General features: G+C 56.5%; 20 protein-coding genes. All 20 read right to left on the minus strand.

Going from position 1 to position 19,145, the window contains the following annotated elements:
* On the minus strand, positions 1-591 hold the full coding sequence (locus HMPREF0576_RS06950) for a flagellar basal body-associated FliL family protein (protein WP_004011283.1): 591 nt from the start codon (positions 589-591) through the stop codon (positions 1-3).
* A 203-nt stretch (positions 592-794) separates the two neighbouring features.
* Positions 795-1,718 (minus strand): flagellar motor protein MotB, encoded by a 924-nt coding sequence (locus tag HMPREF0576_RS06955; RefSeq protein ID WP_004007566.1) that lies wholly within the window; start codon positions 1,716-1,718, stop codon positions 795-797.
* A gap of 58 nt (positions 1,719-1,776) precedes the next feature.
* Positions 1,777-2,556, minus strand: coding sequence for a motility protein A (locus tag HMPREF0576_RS06960; RefSeq protein ID WP_004007567.1), 780 nt, complete (start codon positions 2,554-2,556; stop codon positions 1,777-1,779).
* Between the two features lie 2 nt (positions 2,557-2,558).
* Complete coding sequence (locus tag HMPREF0576_RS06965) at positions 2,559-2,831, minus strand: flagellar FlbD family protein (RefSeq protein WP_004007568.1); 273 nt, start codon at positions 2,829-2,831, stop codon at positions 2,559-2,561.
* 125 nt (positions 2,832-2,956) lie between these two features.
* On the minus strand, positions 2,957-4,411 hold the full coding sequence (locus tag HMPREF0576_RS06970; protein ID WP_004011284.1) for a flagellar hook protein FlgE: 1,455 nt from the start codon (positions 4,409-4,411) through the stop codon (positions 2,957-2,959).
* A 21-nt stretch (positions 4,412-4,432) separates the two neighbouring features.
* Entirely contained in the window at positions 4,433-5,197 is a 765-nt protein-coding gene (locus HMPREF0576_RS06975) for a flagellar hook assembly protein FlgD (protein ID WP_004007570.1), read from the minus strand.
* 16 nt (positions 5,198-5,213) lie between these two features.
* A complete protein-coding gene (locus HMPREF0576_RS06980) occupies positions 5,214-6,779 on the minus strand; it encodes a flagellar hook-length control protein FliK (protein WP_004011285.1) in 1,566 nt (521 codons plus the stop codon).
* Position 6,780: 1 nt separating this feature from the next.
* Complete coding sequence (locus HMPREF0576_RS06985; protein WP_004011286.1) at positions 6,781-7,935, minus strand: C40 family peptidase; 1,155 nt, start codon at positions 7,933-7,935, stop codon at positions 6,781-6,783.
* Positions 7,932-8,471 (minus strand): flagellar export protein FliJ, encoded by a 540-nt coding sequence (locus HMPREF0576_RS06990; protein ID WP_004007573.1) that lies wholly within the window; start codon positions 8,469-8,471, stop codon positions 7,932-7,934. The genes HMPREF0576_RS06985 and HMPREF0576_RS06990 overlap by 4 nt, the downstream gene beginning before the upstream one ends.
* Positions 8,472-8,482: 11 nt before the next feature.
* On the minus strand, positions 8,483-9,817 hold the full coding sequence (locus HMPREF0576_RS06995) for a FliI/YscN family ATPase (RefSeq protein WP_004008830.1): 1,335 nt from the start codon (positions 9,815-9,817) through the stop codon (positions 8,483-8,485).
* Positions 9,814-10,518, minus strand: coding sequence for a FliH/SctL family protein (locus HMPREF0576_RS07000; RefSeq protein ID WP_004008829.1), 705 nt, complete (start codon positions 10,516-10,518; stop codon positions 9,814-9,816). Before HMPREF0576_RS07000 ends, HMPREF0576_RS06995 begins: the two co-directional genes overlap by 4 nt.
* Positions 10,508-11,533, minus strand: a complete 1,026-nt coding sequence (fliG, locus tag HMPREF0576_RS07005) for a flagellar motor switch protein FliG (RefSeq protein WP_004007576.1) — start codon at positions 11,531-11,533, stop codon at positions 10,508-10,510. Before fliG ends, HMPREF0576_RS07000 begins: the two co-directional genes overlap by 11 nt.
* A 2-nt stretch (positions 11,534-11,535) precedes the next feature.
* The gene (fliF, locus tag HMPREF0576_RS07010) at positions 11,536-13,152 is read right to left on the minus strand and encodes a flagellar basal-body MS-ring/collar protein FliF (RefSeq protein ID WP_004011287.1); all 1,617 of its coding nucleotides are present in this window, start codon (positions 13,150-13,152) and stop codon (positions 11,536-11,538) included.
* Positions 13,152-13,583 (minus strand): flagellar hook-basal body complex protein FliE, encoded by a 432-nt coding sequence (gene fliE / locus HMPREF0576_RS07015; RefSeq protein ID WP_004008826.1) that lies wholly within the window; start codon positions 13,581-13,583, stop codon positions 13,152-13,154. Before fliE ends, fliF begins: the two co-directional genes overlap by 1 nt.
* Before the next feature lie 7 nt (positions 13,584-13,590).
* On the minus strand, positions 13,591-13,989 hold the full coding sequence (gene flgC / locus HMPREF0576_RS07020; protein ID WP_004007579.1) for a flagellar basal body rod protein FlgC: 399 nt from the start codon (positions 13,987-13,989) through the stop codon (positions 13,591-13,593).
* Positions 13,986-14,333 carry a flagellar basal body rod protein FlgB gene (flgB, locus tag HMPREF0576_RS07025; RefSeq protein WP_004007580.1) on the minus strand — a complete coding sequence of 116 codons (348 nt, stop codon included), beginning with the start codon at positions 14,331-14,333 and terminating at the stop codon, positions 13,986-13,988. Before flgB ends, flgC begins: the two co-directional genes overlap by 4 nt.
* Positions 14,334-15,136: 803 nt before the next feature.
* A complete protein-coding gene (locus tag HMPREF0576_RS07030) occupies positions 15,137-15,475 on the minus strand; it encodes a hypothetical protein (protein ID WP_004011288.1) in 339 nt (112 codons plus the stop codon).
* A complete protein-coding gene (gene fliS, locus HMPREF0576_RS07035; RefSeq protein ID WP_004007582.1) occupies positions 15,465-15,911 on the minus strand; it encodes a flagellar export chaperone FliS in 447 nt (148 codons plus the stop codon). The genes HMPREF0576_RS07030 and fliS overlap by 11 nt, the downstream gene beginning before the upstream one ends.
* 96 nt (positions 15,912-16,007) lie before the next feature.
* Entirely contained in the window at positions 16,008-17,627 is a 1,620-nt protein-coding gene (fliD, locus tag HMPREF0576_RS07040) for a flagellar filament capping protein FliD (protein ID WP_245527369.1), read from the minus strand.
* Between the two features lie 134 nt (positions 17,628-17,761).
* Entirely contained in the window at positions 17,762-19,063 is a 1,302-nt protein-coding gene (locus HMPREF0576_RS07045; protein ID WP_004007584.1) for a sigma-70 family RNA polymerase sigma factor, read from the minus strand.
* Positions 19,064-19,145: the final 82 nt, after the last annotated feature.

Here is a 19,145-nt window from a genome sequence, read left to right on the forward strand (position 1 = left end):
TTACTGATACGCGAAAGTGGTGAACTGAACGGTTACCACGTGTCCGTGATACGGCGGAATCGGACTCTTGTTCAGCTCCGCAGTATATTTCTTTTTCAGTTCCTCTATTGCACCGGACTTATCAAAGTCTTCTTTCTTCATGCCTTTGAATATCCGCAAAGCCGCGTCACGAGCCGGGGACGGATCAATTTCTGAGCTACCCTCGCCTTCTGCCTTGACATCTTGATCAAAGTAAATCGTGGCAGCAAACGACATATAACCATCATCGAGGTTAATGCTGAGTGGCTCCCCGGTCGATACCGACAGTTCACCCATCACTAAAGCCTTGGTGGTTTTCGCAGGCTTCGGAGTGTCCTCGTCGCCTCCCCCGCCGAAAACACCCAGCAGTTTCAGCGCCAGGAACACACCTACCGCTAAGACTGCCAAAATCACCACAATCAGGACGATGACGAGAATCTTTTTCAAGCCACCGCCACCGCCGGGATTCGCTCCTGCCGGGGGCGCGGTCGGGGGCGCAGCCGGCTTAGCGACCGCTGGGGCCGGTCTTGCTGCGGTGCCTCCCGCTGGTTTCGCTCCAACTCCGACTGGCATATTTCCTCCCTAAAGTCCTGACCATTGTGGCCGGTTTTGGTCTGTGTTTAGAATCGCACCGCGTCAGAGACTCTCAAAATCACCGACACCGGGGCGACTCGCATTATCCTTCTCTACGTTACCTATAAAGTCCTGCTCTCGGGGCTGCTTGACGTCAGAATTATAGCTTTCCTCACGTCACAGCTCGCTGAACTCACCGCACCTCAGCCCGCATCTCCCTCCGAGCTTTGAGCGCCCTCCGGGGACGCTGGCTGCGGAGACGGTCCGATTTGGGGCGCTGCCGGGGCAATGTTGCCATCTCCGGAAAGCTGTTTAGCCGCATCGGGCAAGAGGGCACGGACAGAATCCTTCGCGGTTGACATGATTACAATATCCACCCGCCTATTGAAAGCCCAAGCATCCTGACCGGGAGTAGCCTCAGTCTGATGGTCTGCCCCATAAGAAATCGAACGCAGCTTCGTTCCGGGCACGCCGTCATCTTTGAGGGCAATTAGCACCTCGATAGCCCGCGCCGAAGCCAAGTGATAGTTCGAGGGGAATTTTGCACTGGAAATTGGCTGCGGGTCAGCGTAACCTTCGATGGCGATGCCCTCTTCGATAGACATCAGGGTCGGCGAAATTGCTTTCAAGACTTCCCGCGCAGTGGGCTGAATCGTCGCATCGCCAGTCTTGAAATAGGTGTCGTTGGCGACCATACCCAGCACCAGGCCCTTGTCGGTAATCCGCATTGCCAGGGAGCCTTCCTTGCCGGCGTCCTTTAATTGTTCCTCGACCTGCTTCTTAATTGAGTTCAGGTGACTGGCTTCCCGCATGGCTTGGATACGTTCGGGCTGCGATTCAGGATTTTGGTTCAGGTTCCCCATTAGGGTCCCCAGCTGCACCGCCGAGGTGGACCCTGCCAAAATCCCCAATCCGCCATCGGTTTGGAGGGGATTGGCAATCTGGATGGTGGAATTGAAACCTGCCGCCAGGGAGGTGCGCAGTTTCGACAGCTTGCCCTGGTCGACTTGTGAAATCGCGTACAGCACCAGGAACAGGCACATCATGACGGTAATCATGTCCAGGTAGGATACTGCCCAACGCTCGGTGTTATCAGGTTCCGGGCATTCATGCTTACGCTTGGCCACGGTAGGTGCCTCCTCTCGGTGAGTTACGGGAAATTGGTGTTCGGGTCACAAGTTCGGGTTAGGCGGCTTTTTCGCCCTTTTCACCCTTTAACTGGTTCGGCGGAATCAACGAGCGCAGACGTTCACCGACCTGACGCGGGTTCGCTCCGGATTGCAGACTGATGAGCCCTTCCGTGACGATTTCCATCCGCGCCAACTCCAGCGTTGAAATCCTCTCCATCCGGGAGGAAAGCGGCAACCAAATCATGTTCGCACTCATCAGACCCCACAGGGTAGCCACGAAAGCCGAAGCAATCAGCGGACCCAAGGTTTCTGGCTCGGACAACTGCGTCAACACGTGGACCAGAGAAATCACGGTGCCGATGATGCCGATAGTCGGGGCATAACCGCCGGCTTGCTTAAAGAATCCGTAGGCGGATTTATCCGATTGCTTACGAGCCTCAATCTTGTCAGACAGCATAGACCGCAAATCTTCGGGATCCATACCGTCAATGGCTGCCATGAGACCCTCGCGCATGAACTGATCTTCAATGCCCTTCGCAGCATCTTCCAACGCCAACAAACCTTCGCGACGAGCCTTTTCCGACAGCGACACAATGGTGTCAATCGCGTCGGTGGCATCCGGAACCTTGGCGGTAAAGGCCTTTGGAATCCTGCCAAACGCATAGAGGAAGTCCCTCATGGTGAAAGACGCCATCGTTGCCAGGACGGTTCCGCCGAACACCAGAATCATCGGAGGGGGCAGCAAGATGTTTGAAATCTCAGCACCCTCCATGTACAGCATGGCTACTACGGCTGCCAGTGCGCCAACTACGCCAACAATTGCTGCGGGATCCATACTTAGTCCTCCGAATCTTTCTGTATGTTCACCACGGTCAGCTTCGCCGCGGAAGCCAAAGTCCGGGAATCATCTTGGATGAGTTCCTCCACGCGAGCCAGCAGGCGGGCGCGATCCTCACGAATCAGTGCGATGACTTCGGTCACGGTCTGGGAAACCACGTAGCGGGTAGCATCCACCATGACGATAATCGTGTCAGGCGTTGACTCGACGCGCTCAATCAGGTCGGGATTCAGGACAAAGTCCGACCCGCCCAAGCGTGTCAACGCAATCATGGCTGCTCCTCTCCGCGATTTTCCTTAACTTCGGTGCGTTTTCTGAAATCTAAAGGTTTTTCGGGATTTTTCCGGGAATTATGCTGGAATTTTCACCCCTGACTCACTCCCGGTCCGTCCCTGACCTAGCGCTTCATATTCACCAGTTCCTGCAGGATTTCATCCGAGGTGGTGATGACCCGGCTGTTCGCCTGGAAACCGCGCTGGGACAGAATCAGGTTCGTGAACTCGGCAGCCAGGTCGACGTTCGACATTTCGATGGCGCCACCCGTCATGGCGCCACGCTGACCGGTGCCGGCTTCGCCAATCTGGGGCTGACCAGAGTTACCCGTTTCCACGAAGTAAGAACTGCCCGCCTTTTCCAAGCCCAGCGGGTTGGCAAAGCTCGCCACAGCGATACGTGCCAACGCACGGTTATCCCCGTTCGAGAACGTGCCGCGAATTGTGCCGTCAGCCTCGACCGAGTACCCCGTCATGTAGCCTGCCATATTGCCATCGACCTGCTTTTGACCGAAGTTATTAACCCCACCGAAGCCGGTCAGAGCCGATAGATCCAGGTTAATCGGCTGCTTGGTGACGTTCGGCTGCAAAATTTCTGACACCTTCGGGACCGCCGTTTCTTTCACATTCACCTGATCGAGCTTGAATTTGACGGTCTTCATGGCTTTCAGGGAATCCTCGTCCAAGGTACCGTCGGTCTTAAACTTGAAATTCAATACGCCATCGCCATCAGCAGGTTTGACCTTTGAACCGCCGATGCTGACCGAACCGCCGTCTTCAACCTCTAATGCGATGCGCGCCCCGCCATCTGTCGTGAGCTTTTCACGTTGAGTTTCGTCCAATTCTTTGAACACGTTTGCATCATAGGCACGCAGCTCCCACATTGGTTCCGAACCCGGATTGGCAAAATCGTTACGCGCGAAGGTCAGCAGGACATCGTGCGGGTTGCCCTTGTCATCGTAAGCGTGCACGATTTGGGAACGCTGGAACGCGTTGTCCGGGGAAGTCTTGGAGCCGGTCGGATCCATGTAAATCTGGTCAGCGGGAATGTTGCCACCGTAAATGACCTTGGTAGTCGGTCTGCCTTCTACCGTCTTGGTTAACGGCAAGGTGATATTGCCGGGGGTACCCGAAGCGTTAATAGTACCGTCCTTGTCTCCCATCCAGCCCTGTACGAACGAGCCGTCCGCCGCCACGACCTGACCTTGGGCGTCCAAACCAAAGGAGCCGTTACGGGTGTAGACGCTGGAACCGTTCGTTTTGCGCAGGACATAGAACCCGTCGCCATTAATCATGGTGTCCAGGTTACGACCCGTCATCTGGGCAGCGCCGCCGGTGAAGTTTTGGGTGATGGACTGGAGCTTCACACCCAAACCGACCTGCGCGGGGTTCATCCCGCCACGTTCGTTCAGTCGGGGGGCTGCCCCGGAACGCACCAGCTGGCTGAACGTGTCCTCGAAACGAGTCGACGCGCTCTTAAACCCAGTGGTATTGACGTTAGCAATGTTGTTGGAAGTCACATCGAGCATGGTCTGGTGGACACTCAAGCCCGAAATCCCGGTAAACAGTGAACGTAACATTTTCTCTTTTCCTTTACTAGATTAAGCCGCGGGGGCTGGAGTGTTGGTTGCTTGATTATTAGTCTGTGTCGCCGGGGTGGGAGTCGCTCCCGTTTGCCCCGGCGTGGTTTCCGCAGCAGCGGCAGCTCCCGCAGCTGCTGGTGTCTTCTGAGGTTCGGCAGCCGCACCGGGCTTTTTACCTTCTTTCACCGCATCACTAATGGCTTTATCCAACGGTGAATTTTCCGTCGGGTCCGCAATACCCAGGATGTCAGACATCTCCACCTTTTCTTTGCCGATATGAGCCAAGACCTTACCGTCAGCCAGGAACTCGACAGCATCAATCTTTCCGGCGGTGGTCACGGCGTTGCCCTGGGCATCAACCGCGTCATACACGGCGGTCTTGCCGACCATGGTCGTACCCTGAGCGCGCTGTTGCGCCTCAAAAGACTTCTTGGAAGCCTCGGTCATCTGAATCATCTGTTCCATGTTCGTCATGGTCGAGGTCTGTTCCAGCAGTTTTGCGGTATCCATGGGCTCGGTCGGATCCTGGTACTTCAACGTTGCCAACAGCAGCTTCATGAAGTCGTCTTTGCCCAGTTTGCCGGGGTTTTCCTTCGTTTGAGCAGCCTTGTCAGTTTTCTGTCCCTGGTTCATTTTCTTAAGGAACAGGGCTTCTTTCTCCGCCTGGCTCATTTCCTTGGTGGTGGCGAGGGTCTTCGCGTCCTCTTTTGCCTTGGCGTTCGCCCCGATTGTGTAGTTATCCACAATCGGATTAGCCCCGGCGCCTACTGCATCAACTGGCATTATCTTCTCCTCACAATCACGCGAACATATCCACCGAACCGTCAGTGCCGTCCTTTAGGACATCACCGACTTTCGGCTGGGTCACGACGTTTTCTGTTTCAGTTTCGGATCCATCCGTTCCGGCTGCGCCCGCCTGGCGAGCCTGTCCGGCTTCCTTGTCGGAAGAACCGGCTCCCGCGCCCGTGAACTGGGCAAACTCTTGGGCGTCTGTCGCCACATCCAAATCCGCCTGCAACCCGGTAGACGCCAGGTCGCGACGCAAGTCACTCAGGGCTTGGCGCAGCTGCTCGCGCGCCGCCTCCGACGCTCCCAGCAGCTGCAAATGCACAGTGCCGTCAGCGTGGAAGTTCGCTGCCACCCGCACCGGACCGAAGGTCTCGGGGTTGATAGCCAACTTCAACTGGTGTTGACCCTGACCCAACATTTTCAACCGCGACAGCTGGTGTTGCATCTGATCAAAAAGCTGTTGGTTCAGGTTCGGGGCGTAAGTCGGCGCAGCCTGGCTCACCGGGTTCGGGGTGGATACGGCAGGAGCGGCAGCCGGCGCGGCGGAAGCCACGGGGGTGGTCTGAGCAGAAGTACCGGACACGGCGCTCACCGCGGAGGTCCCCGCGTTAGCCCCTCCCGCAGCTGTAGTATTTGCGCTGTTACCAGCGGTTTGCGCAGCTGCCGCCACCGCTTCTGCCATAATCTGTGCAGGCTCGATTCCCTCCGGCATCACGGGAGCCACGGTCTCGGGCTGTGTCGGGAGGAGCGACGGGGCTTTGCCAGATTTCAACTGGGCGGCAATGTCTGCCCCGTCGATTGGTTCTGACTCCGGCGCTGTCGTGGTGGGCGCAGCGGGAAGCTCTGGAGTGTCCGGAGCGGTTTCAGGCTGCACAGGAGCGACTTCCACAGTTTCCGGAGCCGACTCTGCAGGGTTCACCAGTGGGGTCGTGGCAGGTGCCGCGGTTTCCTCTGAGGTGAGCGAAACGTTCGGTTCCTCCGGGGAAACTTCCGGCGTTGCGACTGGGGTTTCCGTCAGCGTTTCCACAATCTCGGCAGCGACATTCACCCCGGTTGACGCTGCCATCGCGTCAGTCGCAGTAGTCTCCGCAACGGAAGTGGAATCTGAGGTTTGCGCCGCATCAGCCGATTTGCTCGCATCATCAGCCGGCTTATCTGTGGATTTCGCGTCTTCGGCGCGCTTACCATCGCTGGTCTGATCCTGCGCCGCAACTCTTTCGGGTCGCTCCGGGCGACCCGGGCGCTCGTTGCGTTCGAGTCGTTCCGGGCGCGCCGGCTTGTCGGCTCGCGCTTCCTCCGGTCGATTGGTGGCACCACGACGGGTACTGGACGGGCGTACCGTCGCCACCGGTTCGGGGGTCCGCGCGTGGGAAGGCTTTGCCGCAGCAGGGCGGGAATCACGAGCCGGGTCGGGGTGGTTTTCCCCGTGACGCGCCACGCCTGCCGCGGGAGTGCGCGCTTCGGTCGCTAACGCACTCATGAGCGACTCAAAAGCAGTGGTGTCGGCAGCTTTCGCGCCAGATGAAGCGGCTTGGGCAGCAATCGCTGCCGCATTCGTGTCCTTAATATCAATCATGTCACACCCCCAGAGAAGAACGTAGGGCGCCCAACGCGCTTAAGGACGAAGCGGTATTGCTCAGGCTTGCGTTGGCTCCCATCGTGCCTTGGTTACCTATCAAAGCCCCCAAGCCACCGGCAGCGTTAGCCCCGTACAGGGAGGACCCTCCCAGGAACTGTCTGAGCAGTGTCGAGCTATAAGAATTATTCGAATTGGCGGTACCCAACAAAGAAGCCAGCGGATTGGCCCCCGCCGTGCCTGCCCCCGCTCCTGACAAAGCTCCTACCAGCGCAGCTGCCAAGTCAGCGGACGAGTTGCCCGAATTTGCCGCACCGGGGTTCGCTGCGCCAGGCACAGCGTTATTTTGTGGCAGAGACGTATTGCCCAAAGCTCCCAGCAGACTCGCCAAACCTGACCCCGCCGCACCCGGTGTCGTCGCGCTGGCGTGGCTCGGAGCTGCGGGATTTTCCCGCACCGCAGGAACAGGCGAAGGCGTGCCAGCCGAAGACCTCCGAGGTGCGACTGCGTGATGCGGGGCGGGGCGCGGATTTGCTACCGGAGCAGCTCCGGGCGCATCGCCAGCGGAACGCATGACGCGACGGATGGTCACAATCGGACCCAAGTCAGAAACGTTAATTTCCGTCACGGTCTTGCCTGGACGTGGCGCATGAATGGCTTTACCGTTGCCGACATAAACCGCCACGTGCCCAGAATTGCGCGTAATCAACAGGTCGCCTGGCTTCGCATTCTTAATCCCGTCCACTTCCACGCCGGAATGCTGCTGATCATAAGTGACGCGCGGCAGCGTCACCCCAACCTGCCTGGCAGCAGTTTGCACCAATCCGGAGCAATCCAGTCCCTTGGCGGGATCCGTACCACCCCACACGTAAGGCACCCCGATGTAGGAGCGCACCTTTTCCACAAAAGCTTCAGCTGTCCCCGGGACTCCCTGAATTTCCCCTTTTCCGGAGGCCCGGGTGGGCGTGGACTTGTTAGCCGCGGAAATCTGGCTGGCTAGCTTGGCGCTGAAATCTCCGGAAGTCCCGGAAGTTTTCGACGCAGAACCAGCCGCCCCGCTCTCGGTCACAGAGACCGGGGGACGACCGTGATTATTCAACGCGTTAATCATGTCTTGAATCGCACTGATTCGTGACTGGACACTAGCCAGGCTCACAATTTACCTCCCTCGGCAAAAGCCGGGTATCGCTGACCGACCGAGCCTGCCACAGGCTCCTCCGGGAGCGTCTCCCTCCTTGTGCGGACACGCAGTTCCGCACCGGTTTTGCCTTCCGTGGCACTGCCAGAGTTGCCCATATGAGACGCTAACTCATCGAGGACAACTTGTTCCTTGTGTAAGTCATCGGCAATAACTTCTTCCGCATGACGATTTTCAAGTTTTTCTAAGGTTGCAGTCAGGCGCCGCGCTCCCTGCCATTCATCTTGACGCTGATCGACCACCGCTTGCGCGTACTCTTTTCGCGCGATTCCCTCTTTAATCTGCATCATTGCCGCGTTACGCATCGCCGCAGCGACGGCGAGGTTGGTGGCTCCGGAAGTCTGCATGGAACCGAGCCGTTCCCGCGCCGAGGACAGTTGCTGGTCAGCGTGGTTTAAGTCAGCGTGAGCCGAGGCGAGACGACCTGCCGCCTGATCCTCTTGCAGCTGACGCAAATTCAGTAAACCCTGGAGACGAAACGCGCGATCCACCATTTACACCACCCCTATGCCACTTCCTCAGACTTGAAAGCCTGATAGAGGTCGAACAGTTGCGACCAAGCTGCATCGAATTCGACCTTCTCGTCAGTCTTTTGGGTCAGGAATGCTTCAATCTCGGCATCATATTTCACTGCCGTGTCCACCTCGGGATTGGTGCCCGCCTGGTAAGCCCCCACATCCAGCAAGTCCTGCACGGAACGTTTTGCCCCCATAATCTGACGCAAAGCGGTTGCAGCTTCCCGTTGCTCCCGCGTCGTGACTTTGGATGCCACCCTGGAGATAGAACCCAGCGCATCAATAGCCGGATAGTGTCCCGCCACCGCCAGTTTCCGATCCAGCACGACGTGCCCATCCAGGATAGAACGTGCCTGGTCAGCAATGGGTTCGTTGTGGTCGTCCCCGTCCACCAGCACCGTGTAAATGCCGGTCACAGACCCGATAGCACCGGAACCTGCTCGTTCCAGCAACTGCGCCATCATCGAGAAAGTCGAAGGCGGATAGCCGCGCGTGGCGGGCGGTTCACCTACAGAGAGACCAATTTCGCGCTGTGCCATGCAGGTACGGGTCAGGGAATCCATCATCAGCAGGACGTGGCGACCGGCATCCCGGTAGTACTCGGCGACGCGGGTGGCGGTGAAGGCGGCGCGTTTACGCAGCATCGGGGACTCATCCGAAGTCGCCACCACCACGACCGAACGGGACAGACCCTCCTCACCCAAGTCATCTTCCAAGAACTCACGGACTTCCCGTCCACGCTCACCCACCAGGGCAATCACACACACTTCGGCATTCGTGCCACGTGCAATCATCGACATCAATGTCGATTTACCGACCCCGGAACCAGCAAACAAGCCGATGCGCTGACCGCGCCCTAACGTCACCAGCGTGTCCAGGACACGCACCCCCATCGCGACCGGCATATCAATTCGGGCGCGTTCCAAAGCATTGGGAGCCGCTCCATGAATCGGTACCCGGTCAGCCGCATAGATAGGACCTTTGCCGTCCAGCGGGCGTCCGGCAGCGTCGATAACCCGTCCCAGCAGAGCCGGACCTACCGGAACTGTGGCAGGTAAGCCGGTACCACGCACCGGGGAACCGACCCGCAGACCGTCCAGGTTATCCAGAGGCATACACGAGGCGATACCCGCATCCAGCGCCACCACTTCGGCGGGGACACCGGGGTCGTCCCCTACCAACACGACTTCACCTACGGAGCACTGCAAACCGCGAACCCGGACAGACAAGCCCACGACGGATTCCACCTCGCCGACCCGCTGCGGACGTGAGGCATTCAGCAGACTCACAAAAGATGGTAAAGTGGCCAGCTCCAAGGCGCTCACTCCTCGGCTGCTTGGGCGGACGCCAGGGCCTCTCGCGCACGCCGCACAGCCGAAGTCAGCCGGGCATCCAGCAACCCCTCCGGCATGTAAGCCACCGCGTCGCCCGGATCCAGTTCCGAATCGGGAACCAGCTCCACCGGGCAATCCACGCCCAAGCTGGTCAGCGTAGCCACATCCTGTGGGTTCATATTGACCTTCACAATGTCTTTCGGGTCATTCATCGACAAAGCTCGTCGTAACGCTGCCTTGGCGCGAGTCGGTTCGTCGGACAGTTCCGCCCCTAATAGGGCTTCCGCTAAATCCAGCGCCGCTTCCATCAGTGCGGCTTTCATTTCTTCGATGACCAGGGCATCACGAGAAGAAACCGCATCGGCGATAGCCTGGATCTCATCCATCGCGTCGACATACGCCTCGGTGCGAGATTCTTCAGCCAAACGCGCCTCCTCATTGAGGATGTGGCGTTCCTGTTCGGCTTCACGAGTCGCCCGCTTTTGACCGGCAGCCCACCCGGAGGAAAAGCCTTTCGCGTATCCGAAAGCCTGCGATGACTTCCCATCGCCCTTGATTTGGTTTGTCGCTCCTGCCAAGCGGAAGGCTCCGGCAGAGTTCGACCCAGCAGCGGTAGACAAAGCCACCGGATTGGGCACACCGCCGCGACGCTGGTTTTCTTTGACCTCCAAGAGGTCTTGATCAAGCCACATATTCGTCTTCCTCCTCGCGGCGGATGACAATTTGTCCAGATTCCTCCATCTTGCGAATCAGCTGCACGATTTCGGAACGGGCCTCTTGCACCTGGCTCATGCGCACACTGCCCAGCATGTCGATTTCTTCCATAACATTCTGGCGAGCACGCTCGGAGAGGTTCTTCATCAGGCGAGAACGCAAATCTTCGTGAGTACCCTTGAGAGCCATCGCCAGGCGAGCCCCGTCGACTTGCCGCAGCACCAGCTGAATACCACGATCTTCCAACATAACGATGTCTTCAAAGACGAACATCCGGGAGCGAACTTCGTCAGCCAGGTCTTCGTCGCGTTCTTCCAGTCCGGTCAGAATCATCTTTTCCGTGCCCGGATCCGCCCGGTTGATGATGTCGACCAGCGGTTCAACACCGCCGATAGCTTGCATTTCTTCGGAGTTAATGACTTGCTCAGCCTTCTTTTGCAGGGACTCAGCGACCAACGCCACCATTTCGGGGTTCGCCCGTTCCATCTGGGCGATGCGCACTGCCACTTCGCCCTGAAGCTTCGGTCCTAAACCTGCCATGACTCGCGCGGCATGATCCGGACGCAGATGCGCCAGCACCAGGGCAATCGTCTGCGGGTGCTCGGCAGAAACCAAGGTCACGATTTCCCGCGGGTCGGCGGATTTCAGGAAGTCAAAAGGCTGTCCTTGCATTCCCTGCATCAGGCGTTCCATGATTTCCGCAGCTTTTTCCCGACCGAAAGTCTGTTCCAAGACTTTCTGAGCGTAATCCAGACCACCGCGACCCAGCTGCAAACTGGCGGAGGCTATGGAGTTTTCATAGAACTCGTCAATGACATCTGCGGTGATTTCGCGGGGTACGTTGGTCATCCGCAGAATTTCAGCCGACAGCGCCTCGACTTCATCATCGTTCATTTCACTCATGACGCGGGCAGCGCGGTCTTTGCCGATTTGAATCAGCAACAAGGCAGCTTTTTGCAGCCCGCTCAGAGTCAGGGCTTGCGACATTACCATGATTAGCGACCTCCCATCCAGGCGCGCAGCTGCTCAGCAACCAGTTGCGGTTTATCGAGAGCCAGTTCGGCAATTTCCTCGCGCTTGGCTTCAATCTTAAGCAGAATCGGATCCGGTTCGGGCTCGGGCTCCGGCTCAGGCTCGGGCTCCGGTTCAGGTTCCGGAATCGTGGCAGCTTCAATCTCGAGAGCTTCTTCTTCCGGAGCGCTCAAGGTGTACGGATCGGGTAGCTGATCCAGCTCGCCGAGGTCCAGAGCCTCACGTTCACGAGCCTTGGCACGTTTCTTTGCCACCGCCGCGATGATAATCAGCAGCAGGATAATCAGCCCGGCGATAACCGCCTGACGAATCAGAGAAGCTGTCTTGGCAGCGGCTTCGGCGGCAGCTTCATCCGCCGCAGCCTTTTCCGCAGCTTTCTTGGCGGTGTCATCGAACGGAGAACGCGAGATATTCACGACGTCTCCAGTCGCCGCGTCAATACCGGTAGCTGCCGCCACCATGTCGCGCACCTGAGCCATGTCCAAGCGCCGGGCGGTCTCTTGATTCAACACGACCGAGACGGACTTACGCAGTGCCGCACCAGGGGCACGAGTCGACTGGGTTACTTCTTCATTGACAGCGTTGTTTTGCACATTTTGGGTATTGGTGTAATTCCCACCGTTATTCCCATTCAGCTCGTAAGGGTTCCCAATGTTATCCGGGCCCAGCACGCCACCGACGACTGCTCCACCGCCGCTGTACTGTTCGGCAGCGTTTGAAGCGGACAGCGGTTTGACCCCGCCCTCCGGGTCGGTATAGATCCGAGTGGTCTTCACCTGATTGTCTTGGGACAGGTCGACTTGCGCCGAAACACGGGCATTACCGGCTCCAACCAGGGGTTCCACCACTGCCAAAGCCTTGTCGACCAAGCTCTTTTCCATTTCTGAAGCCGCGGCAGTGCCCCCTTCAACCTTGTCGGACAGGCTGTTGCCCAACGTATCGACCACGGTCACTCCCGTTTTATCCAGATTAGGCACAGATGCCGCGACCATATTAATGATGGCCTGCACCGTGTCATTAGACACGTCTTTGCGATTCTTCGGGGTGATAGTCACAGAAGCGGTGGTGGCGACGGGTTTCTTCGGGTCGGCGAACACGGTCTCTTGCGGAATGGCTAGCGCCACGGACGACTTATCAATGTCATCCATCGTGTCAATCGTCTTTGCCAACTCACCTTCCAGAGCACGTTTCTTTGCCATCTGCTGTTGGAAGTCGGAAGCTGCCACGCCTAAGTTATCCAAAACGGCGTAACCGGAGGTGGGCTGGGCGGGCAGGTCGGCAGCCGCCAAGCTCATGCGCGCGCTTTGCACATCTTTCGCCGGTACCTTGACCACGCCATTGTCGGCGACCTGATATTTGATGCCCTGGGAATCAAGCTGTTCAGTCACGGCAGCTTGATCTTTATCGGTCAATCCGGAGTACAGCGTGGTGTAATCAGGGCTTGCCACCCAAGAGTACAGCACCACACCGCCCAAAATGAGCACCGCGACCCCGATAATCGACAGGGTCTTTTGTCCTAAGGAAAATTGTCCGACGGTATTTTTTACTTTATCTACTGCGTTTACAATGACCGGTGGCATTATGCTTGCATCCTCATAATCTCATTGAACATGTCAACTGCCTTGTTGCGAATGGTAGAGGTCAGTTCCATAGTCAGCTGGGATTCTGCGGCTGCAATAGTGTATTGGTGGACATCATTGAGTTGCCCCGTGAGGGCCTGCACACCCAGCTTCTTGGCGGTACTCTCACGTTGCTGCATGTTATACACCGCATCGGCAAAGATATTGCCGAAAGAGGTTTCCGCGACATCGCGGACATCTCCACCCTGCGGAGTCAGACCGGTGCCGGTCGGGGCGACGGACGGGGCGTTGGTGCCCAGACGTGCCGGACCGGCTTGGGTGGCTGCGGAACGTGAGAACCCAAGGGATTGTACTAAGTCATTGGTCAGCTGCTGGGTTCCGGTCAAAGAACTGGTCAGCCTGCTACCAATACCGTCTACAGAGTAAGGCACGGCTTACTTACCTCCCGATTTGCAATGCTGCTTCATAAGTGGACTTTGCGCGATCCACCACCGCAGCGTTCGCCTGGTAAGCCCTCTGCGCCATAATCAACTGGGTCATCTGTGATCCCAAGTCAATATCTGGGTGGCGGACATACCCTTCTTCGTTCGCGTTCGGATCGCGGGGGTCGTACACGATCCGACCATCGGTGCCACCGAGCGCAATGCCCGATACCATCGTGCCGGCTGGACGCCCATAATCAACAGCCTGAGCCACGACGTAACGCGCCCGGAAGGCTTCCTCGTTCATGGGCTTGGTGGTGTTGATATTGGCGATGTTATCCGAAATGCAGTCCAACCATTTACGGTTAACCGTCATCCCGGTACCAGCTATGCCGATTGCTCCAAAAGTGGTCATGACGTCGTCCTCATGGCCGAGCGAATGTTGGTATATTCTCCACTGATTGCTTGGGTAGCCAGCTGAAAGCGCAGTACCGTATCCACACTCGAAATGGTCTCAGTGTCCAGGTTGACATTGTTACCGTCGATGCGAGTGGGTTCCAAAGAGCGTGCAGTGGCGATATGCGTGGTGGCAGGGTGTCCAAACTGAACGGCACGAGCCAGTTCGTTTTCAAACGATACCTTGCCGGCTAAGAATCCCGGCGTCTGAATGTTGGCAATGTTATCGGCGATGACTCGCTGACGCATTGACAACCCATCCAGCGCGGTCCGCATTGCTACGTAACCAACAGAATCAAACATGACGACCTCACATGTTATCTCGCTGGATCATTCCTCGATCCTCATTACCCGCATAACTTCCTGCTAGCGGTCCAGTGCTTTGTTGCGCTGACATATTCAAGTATCGGCAGTTCCTAAGCAATTGTCGAGGAGTTTTGTTAATTTGTTTTGGGCTTCAGGGGACGTTTTTTCAAAAACCCGCATTTTTGCATCAAGTAGGTTTTTGTTAGGACAAATGACCATACTATACGCGCTGGTAGAGATACTTTCTGAAAGGTTACACAGGTGTAATTTACCGGATTATCAGCATCGTATTTTTACCACCCTGTAATTTTTCGATTCGGCGGGTTTTGTTCACTGTTAGTTCCTTTCTCCATAAAGCAGTAAACCGTTTTGTTCAGTTTCCTTTCAGTTTGCAATACCGCGACGCCTCGCGCCGACCCATCCTCATCGATTGTCAAATTGTCAGCAATTTTAGGTATATTTACGCGATTTTCCGCGCGACCTGCTCAGATACAGATGCTTTAGACATGGTAACTTTCTGAGGCTTAACTGAACATTAGAGGAAACTCACGCAGATTTACAGATTTTGGTCCGCTTGTAGACGGGCGCGAAAAATAAATTCACTTACGTTCACAGGTTGAACTTATATAGGACTTACGTCCCTCGTGTGATGTTTGTCACATTATCTGATTTGTATGCAATTACCCAGCGCTTTTCCCGCCGCTTTGCCTAAATACTCAGGGAACTTTCAGGAAAAGACGCTTTCCTGAAAGTTCCCCGTGAATGCAAAGAGTCCGTCTCGATTTAACCGTGGTGTCAGCCTACCCCTCGAAATCTACGTACCGCGGAGTGGGGTCAGATTTATTTTCCGGAGGAATCTTACGCAATTTATCGCGTTCTTCCCCGGCGCGACGCAGCTCCTCCTGATTCTTTTTCATGGCAAACCGGACTTTCTTCCCCAAATCGGACAAGTCTTTCTGCACCCGACGCGCCCGCGGAGCCAAGTCCGGAGGCAACGGTCCGAGCTGCGGAGGCTGCCAACCCGAATCTTCGGGAGGAATCTGACCAGATTTTAACAGCTTCCGATCCTCCACAATCTGCGCTTCGAGCCGATCCAGCTCGCCCTCCCACCCCGGAGAGTTAACGCGATTAGCCGACACCCAAATCACCTCGTGAATTACGCTTGACCTCACCGTTCTTAGCAATCCCCGTAGACTTTGCTTCCTCCGCCTCCAGCTGTGCTGCTGCCTGTTTCCACGCATCCGCCAGAGGTTCAAATAGCTCCCGAATCTCTTGGGCTTTATCAGCATCGCTCTGCACGTTGGCGTTAACCAACTCTTTCATGGCATACACGTACAGGGCCATTAGCCCTTCTGCGCCGTCCCACACGTCCATCCGCAAGGACGACATCAACTCGGCGATGATGTCTTGCGCATGAGTCAGATTTTTATGTGCTTCAACCCGGTTCTGACCGCGCAGGGCTTTTTCAGCCCGCCCGATATCAAGCAGCAGCCGGTCATAGAGCATCGTCAGCAACCTGGCTGGTGAAGCGGTGACAATAGAGTCCTGCTGGAACCTATTAATGGCGGTCTGCATACTATCCTCCACTAGATCAAAAACCTACCCTTAACCATACTTCGGCTGGGTTAACAATGTCAGAAACCCAGCCGAAGAATGTCAGATTATGCAGTTTTACTGGCCTCCCAGCTGAGACAACTGCCCAGCCAGCCAAGTCTGCTGCTGCTGCATGCGCGCCAGCATCGTTTCCAAAGAGGAATACTGTTTGTACAGCTGTGCCTCTTTACGATCCAGACGATCGCCGTATTCGCTGATGCGATCACGATAGTACGAAACGGTCTTTTGCCGCGACTCGATGGACCTGGTCAACGACCCTTCGGTGAAATCCGAAACCTTGGATGCGACGTCCCCGACTTTCTTGGCGAATTCCACCATGACCTGCTGGACTTTCTCGGGATTGCTTTCCATGGCCTTTTTAAACTTCTCCGCGTCGAACTTCAAGTTCACTTGCGAGCCGTGGACCTGACCGTCGGCGCCTTTCTCGACACCACCCGTGAAGCTAACCCCAAACGTGGACAGAGAATATGTTTGTGACTTGCCCTCAGCATCCGTGACGGTAATCCCGCTGGAGACTAGCCCCATAATCTTGTTCTTGAGTTCGCGTCCCTCCGAGTTACCCAAAGGACCGGCAGCGGTATAGGTGAAACGCTTATTAGTGGTCGGATCAATGCCTTCTTTGGTGACGCTTTGCATCCCCCGGTTCAAAGTATTCAGGGCATCCGTCAAAGCACCCATCATCTTTTCCATCTTGCCCGCAGCCACATCGAAGTCCCGCGTAGCATTAACCTTGACGCCTTTTAACAGGGCATCGGTATAGAGCGGAGTACCGTTGGGGTTGGTCTTTTGCACCACATTGGACAAGTCAATTTTGACGTGGTCCATAATCTGAATCTCGTTCGAGCCGTAAGTGCGTTCTTGACCGAGCAGACGAATCTTGGCATCCGAAGATTGATGGATGATGTTCAAAGCCTGTTCCTGAACGCCGGTATTCCTCACGGCGGCAGCCAAAGCGGCGGCATCCTCGTAAACATAATGAGCCGAGTTAGTGGCAGCGTCCGTCTTGGACGTCTTGGCATTCAGTCCCAGACCCTGCGTAATGTCACCGGCGAAAATCTTAAAGTCGCCCTTGTCGGCACCGGTCTCTTTCCCGGTAATCTGGAGCACGTATTTGCCCGTCCCGTCGGGATTATCACCGACACGCACCGACGTGGCGCTGATTCCCGAATCGGAAGCCGCATTAATCGCCCGCGCAAACGCCGGAGCGGTGGCTGAAGACGGAGAAATCGTGGTGATTTTGTCTCCAATCATGATGGAAATCTTGGGCGGCTCACCTTTCGCCTTTGCGGCGTCATAGAGATTCTTGACACCGCCCAAATCCAAAGTCGCCTGCTTCGACTTCGCGACCTGCAAGACATCGAATTCGACCGAGCCAACCTGGGCTCCAGGAGTAGTGGTCACTCCTACCATCGGATCGGATGATGTCGCCTTAGCAGCTTCCCAAATCTCGGCAGTATCAAAACGGACGCTTTCTTTGCTAGCACGCCCGTAGACGTCCCAAGCTGCCCGCTTGATATTAGAAAACTTAGTGTTCATAGTCTGCAGGGATTGAACTTGAGACTTGTACTCATTTTGTTTTGACTCAAGTTTCCGCAGCGGAACCTGTTCCAGCATCATCAATTGCTTGACAATGCCCTGAGTATTGAACCCACCCAGTCCGGGGATTGAAATTCCCATGATGTGCTCCTTCCATGGAATAAGGGTGTCATCCCATCCTGAGATAACGCCGAGGCTCAGGATGCCTACCGGCATCCCACTGACACTACCTCACGCTTAATCATCGGTGATTAGGAGCGAAATTTAAGGAGAAATTATTTTTTTCTGCGGTTCTGACGCGCCGCAGCCCGCATATTTTGTTGCCGAATGGATAATCCTCCCAGGTAGGAGGTGGTCGGTGGGGTTGGGGGTTTTTCTTCCTCTGCCGGTGGTTCGACAGCTGTTTTGACGCCAGGAGAGCGGGCTTTGTCTTTACTTTTAGGTTTCTGCGATTCTGCGGCGGCGCGTTTAGCCTCTTGCTCCGCTTCGATGCGGGCTTTTGCTTGCGCCGTGCCCCGGGCGTGACCAGCCAGGAAGCTCTCGGTGGAAGTGCCCTGCAGGTCCGCGGTAACGGGCTTTCCCTCCCCGTCCTCACGGCGAGACGAACCCGCCGATTGCCCGGACGAAACTTGTGACAGAGAATCACGCAGAGACGACGAACGGGGGCGGGGAACCCCGGAAGCATCCCGCGGGCGACCCCGTGCTGACGAGGAACTGGGAGGTGGAATCAGCGTGTCCTCTATCTCCAGGTCCGGATCTGCGTCTCGTCGCAACATCTCATCGGCGTGATCTTCAATCTTTTGGAAGTAGCTCTCGCGACGTTTCTTAACGATGCCGGTGACTTCCTCATTTTCTTCCGCAGCTGTTTCCGGATCGAGGTGGCGGTTCATCCCCTCACGCATCAGGGTGAGAGCTTCCGAACGAAGCTGCGACACGCGAGATTGGGTCACGCCTAACTCATCTGCCACGTCCTGAATGGGACGCTCCTCAAAAAAGACCTGTTCCACCACGTAACGCAGGCGCTGCGGGAGCGCTCGAACCGACGCGTGTAAGTACACCAAGCGTTCGTCATCCAGCAGGGTGTCCTCCGGGGAGGGGCTTTCGTCAGGCAACTCCAGGGAGCGCTCGTCTTCACTACCAACAGGCGCATCCATAGAGACAACACGACGAGCCGCGTCTTGCTGGGCAGACTCGACCGACTCCACGTCCACCCCCAGAGCTGAAGCGAGTTCCTCTTTCGTGGGGGCACGTCCCGCCGCAGCAGTGAGGGTAGAGGTCATTTCCTCCAGTTGCTTGGTGCGTTGGCGCGCCCCGCGCGTCGCCCAGTCCATAGAACGCAGTTCATCCAGCATGGCTCCGCGGATACGGTAGATTGCGTAGCGATGAAAGGGTACCCCGGTCGCGGAATCGTAAGAATTAGCGGCTTGCACCAGAGCCAAAGAACCCGCCGAAGCGAGGTCCTCACGCTGCACAAAAGACGGCACACGGCGTAATAACTCCGCGACTTGGTAACCAACCAAGGGGAGGTTATTTTCAATTAGTTCATTGCGGTTCACTTCGCCGAGTGAATCCTCCACCGTGTCTCTCCTCAGAAAAAATCGCAGGTGCAGTCCAAATTAGTTTACCTTTTTAAACCATTTAATTAGCGATAGATTAATG

It is taken from the genome of Mobiluncus holmesii ATCC 35242, from assembly GCF_000185445.1.
In the GTDB taxonomy this organism is placed as follows: Bacteria; Actinomycetota; Actinomycetes; order Actinomycetales; family Actinomycetaceae; genus Mobiluncus; species Mobiluncus curtisii.